Origin of the sequence: Pleionea mediterranea (assembly GCF_003148745.1) — a bacterium.
Lineage (GTDB): Bacteria > Pseudomonadota > Gammaproteobacteria > Enterobacterales > Kangiellaceae > Pleionea > Pleionea mediterranea.
The window spans coordinates 429,592-447,696 of sequence record NZ_QGGU01000001.1; the positions used below are offsets into that span (position 1 = coordinate 429,592).

Here is an 18,105-nt window from a genome sequence, read left to right on the forward strand (position 1 = left end):
ATGGGGTTGTTAGACCTTTTTAATGACTTTATAGAAGCAGGTGGCCCAATATTATATTGGGTCGCTATTGTCCTCTTCGTTATGTGGACCATGATTTTTGAACGTGTTTGGTACTTTTCTTTTGTGTTTCCAAAAGAAGCCAGGCTTATGGTTGCAGAGTGGGACAATCGAGCGGATACCACCTCATGGCAAGCACGAAAAGTTCGTGAGGCCTGGATTTCTCAAATGTCTGAGAAGCTCAACGCTGGGGTAGGCTTTATTAAAACCCTGGTTGCAATTTGTCCGATGATAGGTTTGTTAGGAACCGTCACCGGTATGATTACTGTGTTTGAGCTGATGGCATTGTTTGGTACGGGCGATCCACGAGATATGGCATCGGGTATCACACAAGCAACTATTCCAACTATGTCAGGCATGGTTGCTGCGTTATCTGGTCTGTTTATATCGACGCGATTAGAGTTTATGGCGAAAGTAAAGGCCGAGCAATTGGCTGATAAAATGCCGCAGCATTAAGGTTATTGTTATATGGCAAAGCAAGTAGCTAAAAGAAAAGAGGAAGATGCAGAAATCGATATGACACCGATGCTCGACATCGTGTTTATCATGCTGATCTTCTTTATCGTGACCGCTTCATTTGTTAAAGAGGCTGGGGTAAAAGTAAATAACCCCGCAGGGTTAACTGCTACCGCCAGGCCAGATGCAAATGTGTTTATCGCGATAACCAAAGAAGGCGAAGTCCACATCGATAATAAAAATATCGATGTGGACAAGCTTAAAGTTGAAATCCAACGGATTAAACAGGAAACTCCAGAAGGTTCAATCGTCATTCAAGCCGACAGAGACTCCAAAGCAGGTGTTGTTATGAAGGTTCTGGATGCGGCGAAAGGCGCTGGTGTTAAAGCTGTTTCTGTTGCTGCAACGAGGAACTGATCATGCAACGAGTACTGATAGGTCTATTACTAGGTGCTGGCATAACGTTTGGGCTATTCATTTTAATGTCCATTCTCGTATCAAGCGGTGATGGTGACTTTAAAAAGAAAGAGTATCCAGTAGTTGATTATGGTTCAACTGAAGTAGAAGAAGACGTTAAGCGTAAAGAACGCCGTGTTCCTAAGAAGCCGCCGCCACCCAAAGAGCCTCCACCACCTGAGACACAAAAAGTATCCAAGGTGACTAACCCAAATGTTCAGCAAATGAATATTCAAATGTCTAAACTGGATGTGAATGTGGGTAACACAGGCATGTTTATAGGGAATATGTCGGCAATGATGAACCAAGATGGCGAAGCTATTCCAATGGTGATTATTGAGCCTAGATACCCTAGGAAGGCTGCAATGGAGGGAATCGAGGGCTTCGTCCGCTTTAAGTTCACTGTTAAGGCAGATGGTTATGCTAAAGATGTAGAAATCGTTGATGCTAATCCACGCCGTGTATTTGATAAAAATGCTCGACGAGCGATCTATAAGTGGCGTTTTAAGCCCCGGGTTGTCGATGGTAAAGCGGTAGAGCAGCCAAATATGTATTACACGCTAGAGTTCAAACTAGCACAATAACGTAAAAGTTTGATTGGGTCAGATTGATGAAAAAGACTTTTAAAAGCACATTAGTAGCAACATTTACAGTGAGTTTGCTCTCGATAGGCGTTCAGGCGGCTGAAGATAAGAAAAAAGATGAGCCGTCGAAGCCTCCGAAAAAAGAGGTTGATATATCAACCAAATATACTCGCTCTTGTAAATCTTTGGCTGCAACTAAAGAGCCAGAGAAGCGCCCTTTTAAAACCATACCTCAAGGTATTCATAAGCGAATGAATAAAGCTATGGAGTTAATGGCAGCCGAGGATATGAGTGGTGCCTTAGAAATTTTACAAGGCTTGTATGAGCGTAATAAAGACCGCCCTTATGTTAAAGCATTAATCGCATTAAATATGGGTAGTGTTTATATTAACTTAAATCAAAACGCACAAGCTATGCGTTACTTCCAGATTGCTTTGGATGCCAAGGCATTGCAAATTCCTCGTGAGCAGTCTGCTCGTTTAAACTTGGCAAGTTTCCATTATTCAGAAGAAAACTTTGATAAGTCTCTAAGGTTGATTCAAGATTGGTTTAAGTATGAGACCAATCCTAAAAGCACTGGCTACACCCTGCTTGCAGGGATTTATATGCAAAAAGGTAAAATGCGTGAGTCGGTTTGTCCTGCTTATTTAGCCATTCAAACATCTGATGATCATAAGCGGAGTGTATTTACTTTGCTTTTAAGTGCGCACAATGAACTTAAAGACCGTCCTGGGACAATTAAAGTTGCTCGTGCTATGGTTGAAATATGGCCTGAACAAGCTAAAAACTGGCGTATGTTAGGTTCTTTATACGCTGGCGCTGATGACTATACTAAGTCTCTGGCTGTGTTTGAACTGATGCATCGGCAAAATATGTTTGATAAGAAGGAAGATTATACTCAGTTATCTTCTTTATACGCCATGCAAGGAGTACCCTTTGAAGCGGCTGAGCGTCTTAAAGAAGGTATTGAAAAAGGTCTTGTAGAGTCAAATGAATTGAATTGGAAGGCTGTTGCTCAAAATTATCATGCAGCATATGAATTACGTAATGCGATAGCTGCGTATGTCGAAACAGCTAAGCATGTAGAGCATGGGGGGTATGAAGCAAAGCAAGGTCAGTTGTATGCCTTTTTGGATGAATGGAAAAAGGCTGCAGATGCCTACTCTAGAGCTTTAAAACGTGGCAATCTAGATGACCCTGGCCAAGTAATTTATGATAAGGGTATTGCTCAGTATTATCTGATGGAGTTTGATGCTGCAATTGCAACATTAGATGATGCAAAGAAATATAAAAGCGTCAGAAATAAAGCTGCACAATGGGCAGGCTATATTGAAAGACGTAAGCAGACTATTGAAGAACTTGCCCTAAATTAGTTTACTTCCTACTTTCGTTTAAACAATCTTGTTAAACGTGCCTGAGCCCAAGTAGTTGTTTCTGCTTGGGCTTTTTTCATTCTATAGTTAACGTTTTCTAAGCGTATAGGATTGCAATCAGAACTTTAGCTTAATAATTTTGATGTCTCTCTTCTTTTAACTTTATAAAGTGAGCAGTTGTGTTTTAGCTATGACTTAATTGAGAGCTGCTTACAAAACAATTGAAGAGTTACAAATCGATTAAGGGCTTTAAATATTAAGAAGTTGGTTAAATTGTATTGACTTGTGATCTACAGGCAGGAGACAACTGTTTAAAGTAAATAACTCTTAATGCTCGTTTAAACATTACCCTAAAAATTTTTAATTTGTAATGATACGTTTAGCAATTGCCATATTTTGAGCTATTTAAAGTTAAGTAGCCGTTTGCCTGCGAGAATTTAATTATAGTTCGAGAATATTTTAGCTTTGTTATTCGTATCTAAGCGCGTCAATCGGTTTTAAGTTAGCCGCTTTAGCAGCAGGAATAATCCCAAATACAACGCCAACACCTGCGGAAAAGCCAAAGGCAATCAAAATGGCCCATAAGGGGACTGCTGCAGGGGGAAAGTTTGGTATAACCATTGAGGCTAGCACACCCAATCCAAAGCCTAATGCTATTCCAATCAAGCCGCCAAGCAGTGACAAGACAACCGCTTCAATTAAAAATTGCATTAAAATATGGTGTCGCTTGGCGCCGATGGCTTTACAAATACCTATTTCACGGGTTCTTTCGGTTACTGATACCAGCATGATATTCATTATGCCAATACCTCCCACCAGTAGAGATATACTGACAATACCGCCCAACACCATGGTGATCCCATCAATAATACTGGTAAATGAACTTTTCAGTTGTTCTGGTGTTTGTATTTTAAAGTCATCAATCTGTTCATGGGATAAGTTGTGATTGCTTCTGAGTAATCGGCGAATTGTTGACACCACTTGATGGGTATCGGCATTCTTTGATAAAGAAAGCTGTATTGTGATTTGTGGTTTTGTCTGACGGCCAATTAAGCTTTGAATGGTTGAAAAGGGCATGATAACTATGTTGTCTTGATCAATTCCAAAGAGCTCACCTTTACTAACGGTTACACCGACAATTTTAAACCACTCACCGGCAATTTGTATGAACTGGCCCAATGGTTGACTAGGAAGATTTAACTTTTCTATCAGGGAGGGGCCAATCACAACCACTCTGCGGCTTTTTTTATCATCATCAAGGGTTATAAAGCGCCCTTGGTCAATATATAGGGAGTTTACCTGGCGGTAAGACGCGGTAGTGCCTAAGACATTGGAAACTTCCATTTGAGAACCAAATTTGATTTCACGTACTCGACCAAAGCCTTGATAAGTCGGTGTCATGGAGTCGATACCGGTTACATTGTCGCTGATGGTTTGGTAATCATCGAGAGTAATACGGGCAATCTTGCCCTTTAACGCTTCTTTAAATGGGGTGTCTGCGCGAATGGTCAGAGTGTTGGTTCCAAGATTTTCAAACTCGGCGTTGATAGAGTAGCTTAATCCTTGCACTACGGATACCACGGCAATAACGCTAGCAACTCCGATTATGATACCAAGGGTGGTTAAAAAAGAGCGAAAGCCGTGAGCTTTTATCGCCAATAATGCTGAACGAAAACTTTCTGCCAGACTAAATAGCACTGGAATCCCTCAATATATTTCCATCTTTCATTTTTATCTGGCGATTAGAATGCGACGCTATGTCATCCTCATGGGTGACCATTATAATGGTTTGCCCATCTTTGTGGAGCTGATCAAACAGCCTCATAATTTCGACCGATGTTTGACTATCAAGGTTGCCTGTTGGTTCATCTGCGAGCAAGATTGAAGGTTTTGTAACCAGTGCGCGTGCAATGGCAACCCTTTGCCTTTGACCACCAGATAATTCATTAGGCAGGTGATCGCTTCGATCCTCTAACTGAACATTGGCCAGAGCTTCTATTGCCAGATTTTTTCGTTCATTGAATGGTATGCCAAGATAAATCAGCGGCTGCATAACATTTTGCAGCGCTGTGGCACGGGGTAGCAGATTAAAGCTTTGAAATATAAAGCCAATTTCTCTGTTGCGTATATCCGCTAATGCAGACTCATCAAGTGTGGCAACATTTTGATCATTCAGGCGGTAGTGGCCATTTGTTGGGCTATCGAGACAACCAAGAATATTCATCATGGTAGACTTTCCTGAGCCGGAAGCGCCAATAAAGGCAATGTATTCATTATGATGTATGGTTAATGAAACATTATGCACGGCTTTTACCAGCTGGCTTCCCATCTGATAATGTTTCGAAATTTGCTCAAGTTCAATTAACGCCATAAATTAGGGTTACTTAACAACAACTGATTCACCATCAGTCAGGTGGCGTAAGGTCCTATCCGGACCAATAATAACTTGAGCGTTTAAGGTTAATCCATCAATTACCTGCTGAAAGCTATCGTCGGATATTCCGGTAACGATAGGTTTTTTAATCGAAAAACCGTTTTCAACCACAAAAACATGTCGTTCCACCAAATTTTCACTGCGCTTTTCTTCAGTGATGATAGCTTGCAACGGAATAGACTGGACGGGATCCGTAGATTGAGTGAATATTTCTGCCCGGCAGCTCATGCCTGGCTTAAGCGAGATGCCTTGTTGTTTATTGATGTCCAGCTTGACAAGAAAGCTTAGACCTTGGCGACCAGAAGCTGTTTTTGCGGAAGAAGCAATGGATTTGACCACTCCTTCAATTGGGTGATCCGGATAAGCTATTGCTACGACTTTTGCTGGTTGCCCAATTCGTATATCTGCAATATCGGCTTCATCCACAAACACTTCCGTTATAGTACTTTCAGGGTTGGCTATGGTCATTAGCGCAGAGCCTGCAATATTAGTGGTACTTGCGATTGCTGTTTCGCCTTCTTTAATATCAAGCGAGGTTACTTTTCCGTCAATAGGTGATACGACACGAGTTTTATTTAAGCGATCGACAGCTTGAGCCAATTGCGCCTTTGCTTGTAATAGAGATTCTTTGGCGGATTCTACATCAATTTTTGCCAGTTCAAGCTGACTGGAAAAGGCATCGAAGGCATCATCGTCCAGAAGCTTTTGCTGATGCAGTTTTTTCTTTCGTTGCCACTGATTTTCAAGATTGGAAAGCTGAACTAGCTGTCGATCAATGGCAATTTGCTTCATTCGAACAGCCGCTTTACTCTGTTCTACATTGGCTTTGAAGGTTTCATCATCCAGAATCAATAACAACTGGCCTTTGCTTACAAAATCCCCTTCTTTAACCAAAACTTGTTTAACTTTTGCAATGACCTCGCTGGACAGTCGCACCTGATCATCGTGTGCAAGGCGACCCGATGCCAGAACAGAGGTTCGTATCACACGTTCGCTAGGTGTGGTGACTTCAACCTCTTTGCTATTGGCATTCCGGTACTTTAAAAGTACCGGAATGCCAATCACTAACGAGAGTAACAGGAGTAATATAACGGCTTTTTTCATCATTAAATCAATGCTGCTGAGATACCAAAGTAAAGAATGATCGGTAAGAAACCGAAGATGGTCGACGCAGTAATCGAGGCATTGGTCCAGGTTCGGTAGCCAATACCGACTAATATAGCAATCCAGATACCCACAAGATCAAACTGCGTCAAAATGCTGTACCAGGGATGTGTATTGTCCACTTGGAATATCAGCAAATTAAGATTGAAACCACTAATGTCGTGTTGAGCTATTTGTCCATTTGAGCTGATTGAAATAGTAATAATAGCAAGCAGAATAGACAGTAACTTTACAACGCCAGCCCAGGCGACCAAGTTAAAGCACTGACCGAAGGTTAGGTCGTCATTACGAATGTTTGAAATGATAATGTAAAGGACGGCCGTTATGGCATAAACAATAGGAATTCCAATTACAGCGCCTCCAATGCCAAAAGCCATATAGCCAGTGGCGCCCATGCTTGACATTGAACTGATCATGGCTTCTTTTTCTGCCGGACTTGCGGCAGTTGCGGCACTTTGCTCAATAAACCAGCTTAAGTCTACCGATTGAAAATAAAGTGTATTGACAAGTGCTGAGCCAATAATAATTAAAATCAGCGGAAACCATCCGGCCCCTTTATCTTTTATGACTTCGAATGCCTTTGCTGGAGCGGTAAACATATTGGTTGTTACCGTTAGTAACCCCGTATCTTGATTAGTGGTTTGCTCGTCCATTTTTATCCCCTTGAGTTATGATTGTTTTTCGCTTAGTAACCCATTGTTTTAATTTATTACAAAAAGAATGCAACAAGTTTTATGTAAGTTATTAGTGATTGATCTGACTGAGTGTGTAGTTCCCGTGAAAGGAAAAGACCAGGAGTCTGAATAATATGATAGAAGTGCAAAATTTAGCCAAGTCATTTCGGTACGATAAGGTGGCTCTGAAAGAGCGTAAGAAGAAGTCTAGGCAGAATATTGATCCTCGTGAAGATAACCGTCATTTTCATGCTGTACGAGATGTTACCTTCAAATGCGAGCCTGGCAAAGTTCTGGGGCTTTTGGGACCTAATGGTGCGGGTAAAACCACCACATTACGGATGTTATCGACGGCATTGTCACCAACGAAAGGCAGTATCTTTATTGATGGCACCAATGTGATCGACAGTCCTCTCACCATGCGCAAGCAAATTGGCTTTTTATCAGGAAAGACCAGTTTATATCGACGACTTACCGTAAAAGAGAATGTGGCCTATTTTGGGAAGTTACACGGTTTAAGTGGGAAGGCGCTTGAGCAGAAGATTGATAAGGTGTTCGACTTGCTTGATATACACTCTTTTGCCAATAAAAAAGCTGAAGACTTATCAACCGGTATGCAACAACGTGCCAATATTGCTCGTACAGTTATTCACGATCCCAAAGTTCTGGTATTGGATGAGCCTACAACAGGACTTGATGTGATCAGCGCTAAAACCATCGTTGATTTTATTGAGTCTTATCGGGGCAGTAATGTGTCAGTAATTTTTTCAACCCATCATTTGCATGAAGTCGAGTCTGTGTGTGACCAGGTTACTTTAATTGATAAAGGAGTAACACAGTTTAACGGTGATGTTGCTGACTTTAGAGCGATTGGAAATGGTAACGATCTCTATTCTTCGTTTTTGGCATTAGTTGATGAGTCTTCAAGCCAGTCTGAGCAGTCAGATATTAAGCAGCAAGCATTTGTAGGAGCTTGATTATGTGGGAAATTTATAAGAAAGAATTTTTGGAGTTGGTTAGAGATAAGCGAACGCTTATATTCACCGTATTATTGCCAACATTGATCATGCCAGCCATTTTTGGCGGTGTAGCCTTTGTTATGGACAAAATGAATAAAAAGGCGCAACAAGAAGAGTTAACCTTTATTGTTCAAAATCAAGAAGCGATGCCTGCCGTTGTTGAAGCGTTAAAAAAGCAAGAAAATTTTAAGCTGGTTTCAGTTGATAATATCAATGAATTATCATCGGAAGAGATAAAGCAGAATATTAAGGATAAGGCGTTTAAATTTGCTCTTGTGTTACCAGTAGAAGGGCAAGCGTTACTCAAGCAGGGGCAGCAAGCTGAAATAGAGCTTCATTTTAATAATGCATCCTTAACCAATAAAATTTATCAACGGGTTAAATCCGCTATTGATGACTTAAATGAGACACAACAAAAAAGCTTGCTGGCGAAGTTTAATCTTGATGAAGAAACGCTAAAGGGGCTGACAAGACCCATTAGTATCAAGCGAGTGAATACGGCGGATAAGCGTGAAGATACCGGAGAGAAAATTGGCTGGTTATTGCCTTATGCTTTAATGATTTTAATTCTGACGGGCGCTATGTACCCTGCATTAGACATGGGCGTCGGTGAAAAAGAACGAGGAACATTGGAGACTTTATTACTAACACCAGTGAGTCGAACGAAAATTGTGTTTGCAAAATTCTTTGTTATTTTTACTACCGGATTCTTGACGGTGTTTTTAACATTGGCCAGCCTCGTTATCTGGAGTCTGGTTGCGTTGAATGTCTTTGCAGTGGAAGCCATTAAAAAGTTAACCGAGGTGATTGCCTTTACTGATGTATTGCTGGTGTTCACCATGCTTGCCCCAGTAGCCGCCATTTTTGCTTCTTTATTATTATGCGCTTCAATTTACGCTAAAAACTTCAAAGAAGCGCAAAATTACATGTCGCCCATTATGATGTTTTCGATTATTCCTATTGTATTTTCCATATTACCGGGTGTGCAGTTAAACTCAACTTGGGCCTGGGTACCTTTAACCAATGTATCCTTGGCGATCAAAGAAATTGTAAAAGGGACCGTTGATTACGGAATGATGGGCATTATTTTCCTATCAACCACAATATTAGCCGGTGTTTTACTGTATTTCTGTAATCTCTGGTTTAATCGCGAGGCAGTCTTGTTTCGCAGCTAGTTAAAATTATCCATTGTAAGCGCAAGCTGGGAAGCCCCAGCTTGCGCTTTACGTCAGTATATCCTCTGTATTTAACACCACGCATAATTCTAAAACGAAATACTCAATAACCTAGTAAACTTCGGCAATTGCGATGTTTAATGGTTTGTTGTACATTACGTAACATGTTACGCATATCGCAGAAATTTATAGTATGTCCGAACTGACCGATTATGGGCTGCTGACGCTGGGCAGTTATTTGCGCAAGATAAGCGATACTCTTTATAAGAGTGTTGATGAGATCTACACAAAGTCGGGTCTTAAGCTATCGTCAAGGGTTGTCCCTTGCTTATTATTAATTAAAGATAATGGTCAGGTGCCTATTACTTTATTGGCCAGCAAACTTGGGCAAACGCATTCTGCCGTTAGCCAAATGAGTCGCAAGTTGTTAAAAGAGCAACTTATCTTTGATACGCCCGATCCCGATGATGAACGGAAACGTCTGCTCAGTTTAACGCCAAAAGGTTATGAGTATCTTGATGGAATGGATAAGTACTTCAGGGCGATTCAGCAGTCACTTGATCAAATGATTGATGGTGAAGGTGAACAGTTGATTAAATTGTTACAGCAATTTGAAAAATCTCATATTGAGCAGGCTTTTCAATCGAGAGCTTTGCAGTCGATTAGTTTGTTACAAAATACAACTGTAAAGGTGGTCGACTATACCCCGGTGTATCGAAACATATTTAAACAATTAAATATTGAGTGGCTGGAAAAATACTTTTATGTCGAACAGATTGATGAAGATGTGTTATCGGATCCTGACCGGTTTATATTGAAGCCGGGCGGCCATATTTTTATTGCGTTAAAAGATAACAAGCCTGTGGGTACTGCTGCACTCATCGCTGCAGATAAGGATAGTTTGGAGCTATCCAAGATGTCTGTGACCGAAAGTGTGCAAGGGAGTGGTATTGGTCGATTATTATTAGAAAAAACCATCGAGTATTATAAAAAAAGTGGAAAAACAAGGTTGTTTCTGGAGTCAAACAGTAAGTTAAAACCCGCATTAAAACTTTATGAGTCGGCAGGTTTTAAACATATTAAAAAACCTGATGGAGACTCTCATTATCAACGTGCTGATGTTTATATGGAATTTTTTGAGCCAGCGCGTAGATAAATATATTTCATATGTTATGCTTTAATTAACTTTAAATGCTTCACAAGGAATATGTGATGTCTCCTTCTGTGTTGATAGTTGACGATTCAAAATCGGTAAGTTCTGTTTTAAAGCAATACCTTATTGAGCTGGGCTTAGATAATATAAGTGTTTGTGATGATCCTCTTTTAGCATTATCTCAAATTAAAAATGACTTAACGGCTTTTGATGCCGTTTTTATCGACCTTCATATGCCCGGTCTGGATGGTCTTGAAATGATGCACCAGCTCGATAATTTAAATTATCGCGGAGGTGTGATAATTATTTCTGGTCTTGATCAAAAGATTATTGATTTGGCTGAAAATATTATCAAAACAACACAGCTGAAATTATTGGGTACTGCTACAAAACCTTTTTCATTGTCCGTTCTGGCTTTTCTGGTAAAACGTATACGATACATTCGTAATAAAGCCTATCCAAAAGCAGACTTTATAAAACGAAGAGAATTAGTCGACTCTTTGAAAAACAAATACATTGTTCCCTATTATCAACCGAAAATTAATTGCCGCTTTGATACCATGTTAGGCGTTGAATGCCTGGCTCGCATTGATGTTACCGGAAGGGGGCGTATTTCTCCGGATAACTTTATTCCTGTGGCTGAAAAGTTTGGTTTGTACGATGAGTTTTTTGAGTTGTTACTTCACCAAGCATTAAAGGATTATGTTAATTTTTCATTGACTCATAATACCAAGTCTCCTTTATCGATAAATATTTTACCGAACCAGTTAAATTCCGATAAATTACTGTATCAAATTGACAATGCAATTGAGAAAAGTTTATTCCCAATAGAGATGTTGATGCTAGAGATTACAGAGCATCAGGCACTGCATACACAGGCACAGTTAAAAAACTTAAACCGTTTAAGAATTAATGGCATTAAACTTTCACTGGATGACTATGGTGCTGGCTTTACCAATTTAGGGCAAATAAAAAACCTGCCGCTTAATGAAGTTAAGCTTGATGCTAAAATGGTCAATGGCATTGCACTTGATCCATTATTGGAAGTTATTTGCCGCTCAACTCAGGAAGTGACCAGTGCGTTAGGTTTACAGTTTATTGCAGAAGGTGTTGAAAGCGAAAAAGATTTGGCTGTGTTAGAAAAGTTAGGTGTTGATGGATTTCAGGGGTATGGCATTTGCCGCCCTAAACCTATCGATGAATTCGAGCGCTGGTTTCAGGTATGGAACAGAGAATCTGAAAGCAGCCGCTATCGTAATTAATTTATTCAGTTGGCTAGAGCGAAAGATAAGCACACTCTAGTATTCTTAAACAGTTTTTATTTTTACAGTTAAAATTAGAGGCTCACTGGGGCTTCGCCAACCGTTAAGCTTACGGTCATCAACTGCTTTTCTCGATAAAACTTAAACTCAACCGTATCACCAGGCTTCGACTCAGAGGTGATGTTATAAACCTGTTTAAAAGATGAAATTAACTCCCCATTTATGTGAGTTACAAAATCGCCGTATTGCAAACCTGCCTGATCGGCAGGGCCTTCCGGGTTGACTTCTGTGATAGCAAAGCCTTGGCCGTGTTGAATATGATCCGGAGCTAACAGTTTATGGCCTCGTTGATTGACCGGGTTTGCTGAAAATCCCAGCCAGCCTCGACTGACTTTTCCATCATCCATTAAATCTTTCACTATGTCCTGAACCACCGGGAAAGGAATCGTGAAGCTGATACCTGTTTGTGCTGCGCCCTGATTTTTTGCCGCTAGCTGCTGAGTGGTTATGCCAATTAATTCGCCGTGTGCATTCACCAGAGCTCCTCCTGAGTTGCCAGGGTGAATTGCGGCATCAATTTGGTATATGGGTAAATCGGATCGTGTTGAGCGGGTTGCACTGATGATGCCCATGGTAACGGTTTGATCAAACTGTCCGTAGGGGTTACCTATAGCAAATACCACATCACCAGCACGAACTTCTCGCTCGGAGTTACTGAGCGCGGTTGGAAGGTTTTCCAAATCAATATGCAGTAAAGATAAATCGGTCATGGGATCGGAGCCTATGACAGTGGCTATTTTTTGTCGGCCATCAGAAAGTTGTACTTTGATGGATTCCGCTTCGTGGATCACATGATAGTTAGTAACCACATACCCCCGGCTATCTATAATTACACCAGAACCAATGTTGACACCAACATTGACCAGATAGCGATCTTCTACACTGGTGGGGTTTGGGTTTTTAGATAAGGTGCCTTTACTGACGGTTTGAATACTAACCACTGCAGGGGCAGAGCGTGATATGGCGTCAGCAAAACTGGCAGGTGTTTCTGTCTTTACTGGCTCTGATTGAACGGTACTTGCCGGTGACTGTAATAACAGGCGTCCGGCTAACCATTGACGTAAATCAACGCTGGCCTGGGAATTCGACCAGAGCAGTAAATAGAGCAGTGCCAAGGATAGCCCGAGCGCTATATATTTAATCCAGAATTTCAAAATAATCAGTCTTATCAATATCGAATAGGCAGCATGTTACCTTACTCTCATTTAATAACAAATAATGTCAGGAGAAATGAGAGCTAAGGCAACAATTAAGCTGATATGTTTGTGTTTTTATTCTTGCGACTTCGATTTAACGAAGAATTAACAAAAATTGCTCGGCATCTCGTACTACTCTCAGAGGTAAGCTGCGATTAGTAGCCGGGATGATTTTTGAAAGATCGTCAAAGTTGCGGACTCGATATCGTCCAATACCGTTGATTTTATCGCCTGGTCGAAGGCCATAATAAGCGGCACGAGAGCGCTTATCGACCGAGACGACTTCCAGCGCGGCTTGTTCACTGGTAACGCCCGACTTTTGCCCGAGTTCAACACCTTGCAGTAAAGGGTGGAATTGTTGACCCTGCCGCTTGGTGATTTTGGGCTCGGCAAGCACCAGCTGAATGGTCGAGCGTTGATTGTCACGTAGCATTTCCAGTGATATTTCACTGCCTGCTGGCAATAATCCTTCCTGATTAAGCAGGTCGGCTGCAGATTTTAGTTTGCGTCCATTGATTGAGAGCAGTATGTCGGTGGTTTGAATGCCGGCTTTAGCGGCTGTAGAGTCAGGGCTGACTTCGGTTACTACAACCCCATTATTGTGCTGAACACCCAATGCGCGCGCCAATGAAGGTGTCAGCTCCTGTACTGAAATGCCCAGCAGCCCACGGCGTACTTCGCCATAATCGAGCAGGTGCTGCATAATGGTTTTTGCCAGATTAATGGGAATGGCAAAACCAATTCCTATATTGCCTTTTGGGCCTAAAATAGCGGTATTGATGCCAATGAGATGGCCATTCAAATCGACCAGAGCTCCGCCGGAATTACCGGGATTTATCGCGGCATCGGTTTGGATAAAGTCTTCATAACGCTCAATACCCAGTCCGGAGCGGCCTTTGGCGCTGACAATACCCGATGTCACGCTATGTCCCAGACTAAAAGGGTTGCCTATTGCCACCACAAAGTCACCAACTCTTAATTTGTCCGAGTCGCCAAGGGGCACTGCGCTGAGCCCGGTAGCGTTAACTTTTAACACGGCAACATCGGTTTCTTCATCGGAGCCCAGCAGTTCGGCGCTAAACTCCCGACCATCTTCCAGTGTGATCTGAATTTCATCGGCACCGCTAATAACATGGTGGTTGGTTAAGATAAGTCCCCGATCGGCATCGATGATAACGCCAGAACCAAGGCTGTTGGCCTGACGTTGCTTGGGGCCAGGTACCAGGAAGCCAAACACGGGATCGCGCATCAGAGGCGTTTCTATGGTTGCTGTGGTGGCTATATTAACCACTGCAGGATTGGTTTGCTCCAGCATAGGCGCCAGGCTTGGCAAGGGAGTTGAACCCACTTGGCGTGGCAATTGTGCATTCAGGCTTGAAGCAAAGCCAAGTAGAACTATAAGTGATAAAAACCAGAGACGGCGAAACATCAGGCTAATTTCTCCCTTAATCAAGTGTGTAACTGTCATGGATGGGTTGATTACTCAGTCAGACCGAATTTTCTATTTAGGGTTCCTTTGTCTGATTTCAAGCCTTTAATAGCGGTAAAAACGTCGTCAGACTATAACGCTCAAGTTTGATGCTAATGCTGATGGTGTGAAATCGGCTTTATGTGTAACAAGCTAACGAGATGATATCAGGAGTAGGTATTTGTAGTAGGTGGTATAGAGGAGTTGATGGCTGTGCTGCTGAAATAAAACATCCCGCTGAGCGGGATGTTTGAAAATGAGTGTTTATTATTTCTAGCGATTGATGCAGTCTTGAGCCGTATTTTAGACAGATAACAACTGATCAGGTTTTCACATTATCCATGTCCAGACTGTTGTGATTAATGACACCCTTGTCTTTAATCGCGTAGTCCAGAGGAGGGGCTTCTTTGTCATTATCATTGGCCGCTTTCTTGGCTTGCTTTTCGCTCTGCTTCGCTTCATCTTTTGACTGATCCAGATGAATAATATTGTCACTGGTTTCTTCAGTGTCACTCTCTTTTGCCGCAGCCTCATCTTGTTCATTGCGATAATCATGGGCTCGATAAAAGCTCTCATTACTGAAGGTGTCTTCACCGTGAAAATCGCTGTCTGCGTGCATATCGTTAGGCTGATAACCCACATTCATCTGGTTTTTTCTGTGTTCCAGAGAGTGTTTAAATGGCTGAGCATCGGCCAGCACATCAGAACTTTGCGCCATATATTGATATAAGTTTTGGTATTCCTGAGTCACCTTGCCAAAAAGATTGGCGGTTTTCTCAAAATGCGTATTGATTTGCTGGCGATACTTTTGCAACTCGCTGTCTTTATCGATGATAAGTTGTTCCAGTTCATCAATTTTACGTTGCGACGCCGAGCGACCCTTTCCCAGAGTAAATGCAACAACAGCGGTAATGGCCAGCACCAGAATGCCTGCAACCCATTCCATATGTATCTCCTAGTGAAATAGTTAGTTAATTCTATGATAGTTAAAATCTTTATAAATTACGACTGCAAACATTAGAAAAGTTCGTTTTCAAAGCCAAAATATCGTAAATCTGTGATCCTGTGAGGGTAAAGAATCCCCAGCAGGTGATCCACTTCATGTTGCACCACCCGAGCATGGAATCCTTCGGCGGTCACCGAAACATCTTTTCCTTTTGGCGTTTGGCCACTATAGCGAATTTTTTTATACCGGGGCACCAAACCTCGCATCCCCGGAATCGATAAACAACCCTCCCAGCCATCCTCCATTTCATTATCCAAAACTTCTATTTTAGGATTCAGCAGGACCGTTGTTGGCACATCCTCGACATCTGGATAGCGCGGATTTTCCGAAACGCTAAAAATTAGCAGTTGTTTCGATTCGCCAATTTGTGGCGCCGCTAAACCAGCTCCGTCGTTAGCAGCCATTGTGTCAAACATGTCTTCGATCAGGTCGTCCAGTTGTTGTGTATTAAACTCGGTAATGGGGGAAGCTTGCTTTAGCAACAGCGGATTACCCATTCTTAATAACGGACGTACAGCCATAATTAACGTTCCTTATATTATCAACCACAGGGTTATTCTAGTATTGTGCTGAAAAAAGCGATTATCAAGCACAGAGTTATTTGTTTGAGCGATATAAAAGTGAGAAAATACACCAAACTTACGAATCTAAAACCAATCTGGAGCAACTAATGTCTCGTCCGTCTAAAACTGACGCAATGTTTATCGATGGGCCAGCTGGAAAACTGGAAACTCTGGTGGATTATCCTGCGAATGACAGTGCAAAAAAGGCCGTTGCAATTTGCTGTCACCCCCATCCACAACACGGCGGAACCATGACCAATAAGGTGGCTTATACCCTAGCCCGTGCGCAAGTTTCCCTAGGGCTAATTGCGGTTCGTTTTAATTTTCGTGGCAAAGGAAAAAGTGACGGCGAATACGGTCAGGGAAAAGGGGAGATGGATGACCTGCGGGCCGTCATTCGTTGGGTTAGACAAGAGTATCCGGATTATAGCTTATGGTTATCGGGTTTTTCTTTTGGCTCCTGGATTTCAGCAATGGTTGCTCATGAGTATGATGTGGACCAGCTGATCAGTATTGCTCCACCCGTTGAACGCGGCGTATTTGAAAATATGGAACATCCTTATTGTGACTGGTTAGCGGTTATGGGCGACGAAGATGAAGTGGTTAGTTTTGCAGCAACCGAAAACTGGATAGAATCGTTGCACCCAAAACCTGACTGGATTGTCATGGAAGGTGCGGGTCATTTTTTTCACAGCCGATTGGTAGAGCTGCGCGAAATACTTGAGAAAAGCCTGACAGTTAAAGCTAACGCATTAGCAGAAGTTTAAACACATCAATGTTTTAAATGCGATAACGATATTGATTATTACTGATTCAATAAAAACCTGAAAATATGAAAACTACTTAAATGATAATTATTTAAATGATAACACCACTTGAAAAATATCAGCAGGATCTTAAGCGAGAAGACTTTCAAAAAGACTCTGCGCAGCAAGATGCGGTAGAACGTCTGGATGATTTATTCCATCGCTTGATAAAACGACATAAGCAATCAACCTCATTGTTGGCACGCATCACTTCAATATTTAGTGATCGAAAACCCGAGCAAGGACTTTACTTTTGGGGTGGTGTTGGTCGTGGTAAAACCTATCTGGTGGATACGTTTTACGATTGTCTTCCTTTTAAACAAAAAAAACGATTGCACTTTCATCGATTTATGCACGATGTGCATCATCAGTTAAAGCAACATAAAGGTGAGTCAAACCCACTGGATAAAATTGCCGATAAAATGGCAAGTGACTTGCTAATTATTTGTTTTGATGAATTCTTTGTCAGTGATATTACCGATGCCATGATATTGGGTGGTTTATTTGAAGCGCTATTTTCAAGAGGGGTAGCCCTGGTTGCAACATCTAACATCCCACCCGAAAAGTTGTACTGGAATGGTTTGCAACGAGATCGTTTTTTACCGGCAATAAAATTGGTTCAACAACACACCGAAGTGGTTAATGTGGATGGTGGAGTCGACTATCGACTCAGAACGCTCGAACAGGCTGAAATTTATCACTACCCACTGGATCAGGCCGCTATTGATAATTTAAATTTTAGCTTTGACCATTTGGCCACTGAAATTCAGCAAGACAAGCGCAGTATTGAAGTTGAAGGGCGTAATATTGCAACTGTTAAACTAGCCGAAGGAGCTGTCTGGTTTGATTTTGAGGCCATTTGTAATACTCCTCGCAGTCATTCAGATTACATTGAACTGTCGCGCTGTTTTCATACCGTTTTGATAAGCGACTTAAAGCAGATGAACAACGATAACAACGATGCCATGCGACGTTTTATTAGTTTGGTGGATGAGTTCTATGAGCGAAATGTTAAGTTGATTATAGCAGCAGAAGTGGATATGCCGGACATCTATACCGGCACATCGTTAGCCTTCGAGTTTAAACGCACGTTAAGTCGTTTGCAGGAAATGCAGTCCCACGATTATTTGGCGAAACCCCACTTGCCTTAAATACGATCATTGATCTAGATAATTAAACTCGCCTGAAATATCGAGTAC

Annotated in this window: 18 protein-coding genes; 10 read left to right on the forward strand and 8 right to left on the reverse strand. The window is 41.7% G+C overall.

Going from position 1 to position 18,105, the window contains the following annotated elements:
• From C8D97_RS01760 to C8D97_RS01775, 4 genes are read left to right on the forward strand one after another with little or no spacing between them, the layout of a single operon-like run.
• Positions 1 to 513: a MotA/TolQ/ExbB proton channel family protein gene (locus C8D97_RS01760; protein ID WP_109761612.1), complete on the forward strand. Its 513-nt coding sequence runs from the start codon at positions 1 to 3 to the stop codon at positions 511 to 513.
• 12 nt (positions 514 to 525) lie between these two features.
• On the forward strand, positions 526 to 930 hold the full coding sequence (locus C8D97_RS01765; RefSeq protein ID WP_109761613.1) for an ExbD/TolR family protein: 405 nt from the start codon (positions 526 to 528) through the stop codon (positions 928 to 930).
• A 2-nt stretch (positions 931 to 932) separates the two neighbouring features.
• The gene (locus C8D97_RS01770) at positions 933 to 1,553 is read left to right on the forward strand and encodes an energy transducer TonB (RefSeq protein ID WP_109761614.1); all 621 of its coding nucleotides are present in this window, start codon (positions 933 to 935) and stop codon (positions 1,551 to 1,553) included.
• Positions 1,554 to 1,579: 26 nt separating this feature from the next.
• Complete coding sequence (locus C8D97_RS01775; protein ID WP_109761615.1) at positions 1,580 to 2,926, forward strand: tetratricopeptide repeat protein; 1,347 nt, start codon at positions 1,580 to 1,582, stop codon at positions 2,924 to 2,926.
• A 468-nt stretch (positions 2,927 to 3,394) separates the two neighbouring features.
• Here the strand turns inward: C8D97_RS01775 and C8D97_RS01780 are convergent, their stop codons facing one another.
• From C8D97_RS01780 to C8D97_RS01795, 4 genes are read right to left on the reverse strand one after another with little or no spacing between them, the layout of a single operon-like run.
• The gene (locus C8D97_RS01780; RefSeq protein ID WP_210204808.1) at positions 3,395 to 4,624 is read right to left on the reverse strand and encodes an ABC transporter permease; all 1,230 of its coding nucleotides are present in this window, start codon (positions 4,622 to 4,624) and stop codon (positions 3,395 to 3,397) included.
• Positions 4,614 to 5,297, reverse strand: a complete 684-nt coding sequence (locus tag C8D97_RS01785) for an ABC transporter ATP-binding protein (RefSeq protein ID WP_109761617.1) — start codon at positions 5,295 to 5,297, stop codon at positions 4,614 to 4,616. Before C8D97_RS01785 ends, C8D97_RS01780 begins: the two co-directional genes overlap by 11 nt.
• A gap of 9 nt (positions 5,298 to 5,306) precedes the next feature.
• On the reverse strand, positions 5,307 to 6,467 hold the full coding sequence (locus tag C8D97_RS01790) for an efflux RND transporter periplasmic adaptor subunit (RefSeq protein ID WP_109761618.1): 1,161 nt from the start codon (positions 6,465 to 6,467) through the stop codon (positions 5,307 to 5,309).
• Positions 6,467 to 7,177 carry a YIP1 family protein gene (locus C8D97_RS01795; protein ID WP_109761619.1) on the reverse strand — a complete coding sequence of 237 codons (711 nt, stop codon included), beginning with the start codon at positions 7,175 to 7,177 and terminating at the stop codon, positions 6,467 to 6,469. The genes C8D97_RS01790 and C8D97_RS01795 overlap by 1 nt, the downstream gene beginning before the upstream one ends.
• A gap of 155 nt (positions 7,178 to 7,332) precedes the next feature.
• Here C8D97_RS01795 and C8D97_RS01800 point away from each other — a divergent pair, with 155 nt between their 5' ends.
• The 4 genes from C8D97_RS01800 (at position 7,333) to C8D97_RS01815 (ending at position 11,807) form a co-directional block, all read left to right on the forward strand.
• Complete coding sequence (locus tag C8D97_RS01800; protein ID WP_109761620.1) at positions 7,333 to 8,175, forward strand: ABC transporter ATP-binding protein; 843 nt, start codon at positions 7,333 to 7,335, stop codon at positions 8,173 to 8,175.
• Positions 8,176 to 8,177: 2 nt separating this feature from the next.
• Complete coding sequence (locus C8D97_RS01805) at positions 8,178 to 9,392, forward strand: ABC transporter permease (RefSeq protein WP_109761621.1); 1,215 nt, start codon at positions 8,178 to 8,180, stop codon at positions 9,390 to 9,392.
• Between the two features lie 193 nt (positions 9,393 to 9,585).
• Positions 9,586 to 10,548, forward strand: a complete 963-nt coding sequence (locus C8D97_RS01810; RefSeq protein WP_109761622.1) for a bifunctional helix-turn-helix transcriptional regulator/GNAT family N-acetyltransferase — start codon at positions 9,586 to 9,588, stop codon at positions 10,546 to 10,548.
• A gap of 56 nt (positions 10,549 to 10,604) precedes the next feature.
• Positions 10,605 to 11,807 (forward strand): EAL domain-containing protein, encoded by a 1,203-nt coding sequence (locus C8D97_RS01815; RefSeq protein WP_170115104.1) that lies wholly within the window; start codon positions 10,605 to 10,607, stop codon positions 11,805 to 11,807.
• 74 nt (positions 11,808 to 11,881) lie between these two features.
• On the opposite strand, the gene C8D97_RS01820 is transcribed toward C8D97_RS01815, so the two are convergent.
• The 4 genes from C8D97_RS01820 to def all read right to left on the reverse strand — a co-directional run bounded on the left by C8D97_RS01820 (position 11,882) and on the right by def (position 16,058).
• Complete coding sequence (locus tag C8D97_RS01820) at positions 11,882 to 13,021, reverse strand: S1C family serine protease (RefSeq protein ID WP_146196059.1); 1,140 nt, start codon at positions 13,019 to 13,021, stop codon at positions 11,882 to 11,884.
• Positions 13,022 to 13,157: 136 nt separating this feature from the next.
• Complete coding sequence (locus C8D97_RS01825) at positions 13,158 to 14,492, reverse strand: Do family serine endopeptidase (RefSeq protein WP_109761625.1); 1,335 nt, start codon at positions 14,490 to 14,492, stop codon at positions 13,158 to 13,160.
• 361 nt (positions 14,493 to 14,853) lie between these two features.
• Positions 14,854 to 15,477, reverse strand: coding sequence for a Z-ring associated ZapG family protein (locus tag C8D97_RS01830; RefSeq protein WP_109761626.1), 624 nt, complete (start codon positions 15,475 to 15,477; stop codon positions 14,854 to 14,856).
• Between the two features lie 71 nt (positions 15,478 to 15,548).
• Positions 15,549 to 16,058, reverse strand: a complete 510-nt coding sequence (gene def / locus C8D97_RS01835) for a peptide deformylase (RefSeq protein WP_109761627.1) — start codon at positions 16,056 to 16,058, stop codon at positions 15,549 to 15,551.
• Between the two features lie 149 nt (positions 16,059 to 16,207).
• On the opposite strand from def, the gene C8D97_RS01840 reads away from it, so the two are divergent.
• Together C8D97_RS01840 and zapE are read left to right on the forward strand one after the other, a co-directional pair.
• Positions 16,208 to 16,867 (forward strand): alpha/beta hydrolase, encoded by a 660-nt coding sequence (locus C8D97_RS01840; RefSeq protein WP_109761628.1) that lies wholly within the window; start codon positions 16,208 to 16,210, stop codon positions 16,865 to 16,867.
• Positions 16,868 to 16,962: 95 nt separating this feature from the next.
• Positions 16,963 to 18,057 carry a cell division protein ZapE gene (gene zapE / locus C8D97_RS01845; protein WP_210204809.1) on the forward strand — a complete coding sequence of 365 codons (1,095 nt, stop codon included), beginning with the start codon at positions 16,963 to 16,965 and terminating at the stop codon, positions 18,055 to 18,057.
• Positions 18,058 to 18,105: the final 48 nt, after the last annotated feature.

What these genes read in the sequence shown, in the direction of transcription:
- C8D97_RS01760 (WP_109761612.1), top strand. Translation starts at nt 1, where the DNA reads ATGGGGTTGTTAGACCTTTTTAATGACTTTATAGAAGCAGGTGGCCCA.
- C8D97_RS01765 (WP_109761613.1), top strand. Translation starts at nt 526, where the DNA reads ATGGCAAAGCAAGTAGCTAAAAGAAAAGAGGAAGATGCAGAAATCGAT.
- C8D97_RS01770 (WP_109761614.1), top strand. Translation starts at nt 933, where the DNA reads ATGCAACGAGTACTGATAGGTCTATTACTAGGTGCTGGCATAACGTTT.
- C8D97_RS01775 (WP_109761615.1), top strand. Translation starts at nt 1,580, where the DNA reads ATGAAAAAGACTTTTAAAAGCACATTAGTAGCAACATTTACAGTGAGT.
- C8D97_RS01785 (WP_109761617.1), bottom strand. Translation starts at nt 5,297, where the DNA reads ATGGCGTTAATTGAACTTGAGCAAATTTCGAAACATTATCAGATGGGA.
- C8D97_RS01790 (WP_109761618.1), bottom strand. Translation starts at nt 6,467, where the DNA reads ATGATGAAAAAAGCCGTTATATTACTCCTGTTACTCTCGTTAGTGATT.
- C8D97_RS01795 (WP_109761619.1), bottom strand. Translation starts at nt 7,177, where the DNA reads ATGGACGAGCAAACCACTAATCAAGATACGGGGTTACTAACGGTAACA.
- C8D97_RS01800 (WP_109761620.1), top strand. Translation starts at nt 7,333, where the DNA reads ATGATAGAAGTGCAAAATTTAGCCAAGTCATTTCGGTACGATAAGGTG.
- C8D97_RS01805 (WP_109761621.1), top strand. Translation starts at nt 8,178, where the DNA reads ATGTGGGAAATTTATAAGAAAGAATTTTTGGAGTTGGTTAGAGATAAG.
- C8D97_RS01810 (WP_109761622.1), top strand. Translation starts at nt 9,586, where the DNA reads ATGTCCGAACTGACCGATTATGGGCTGCTGACGCTGGGCAGTTATTTG.
- C8D97_RS01815 (WP_170115104.1), top strand. Translation starts at nt 10,605, where the DNA reads ATGTCTCCTTCTGTGTTGATAGTTGACGATTCAAAATCGGTAAGTTCT.
- C8D97_RS01825 (WP_109761625.1), bottom strand. Translation starts at nt 14,492, where the DNA reads ATGTTTCGCCGTCTCTGGTTTTTATCACTTATAGTTCTACTTGGCTTT.
- C8D97_RS01830 (WP_109761626.1), bottom strand. Translation starts at nt 15,477, where the DNA reads ATGGAATGGGTTGCAGGCATTCTGGTGCTGGCCATTACCGCTGTTGTT.
- def (WP_109761627.1), bottom strand. Translation starts at nt 16,058, where the DNA reads ATGGCTGTACGTCCGTTATTAAGAATGGGTAATCCGCTGTTGCTAAAG.
- C8D97_RS01840 (WP_109761628.1), top strand. Translation starts at nt 16,208, where the DNA reads ATGTCTCGTCCGTCTAAAACTGACGCAATGTTTATCGATGGGCCAGCT.
- zapE (WP_210204809.1), top strand. Translation starts at nt 16,963, where the DNA reads ATGATAACACCACTTGAAAAATATCAGCAGGATCTTAAGCGAGAAGAC.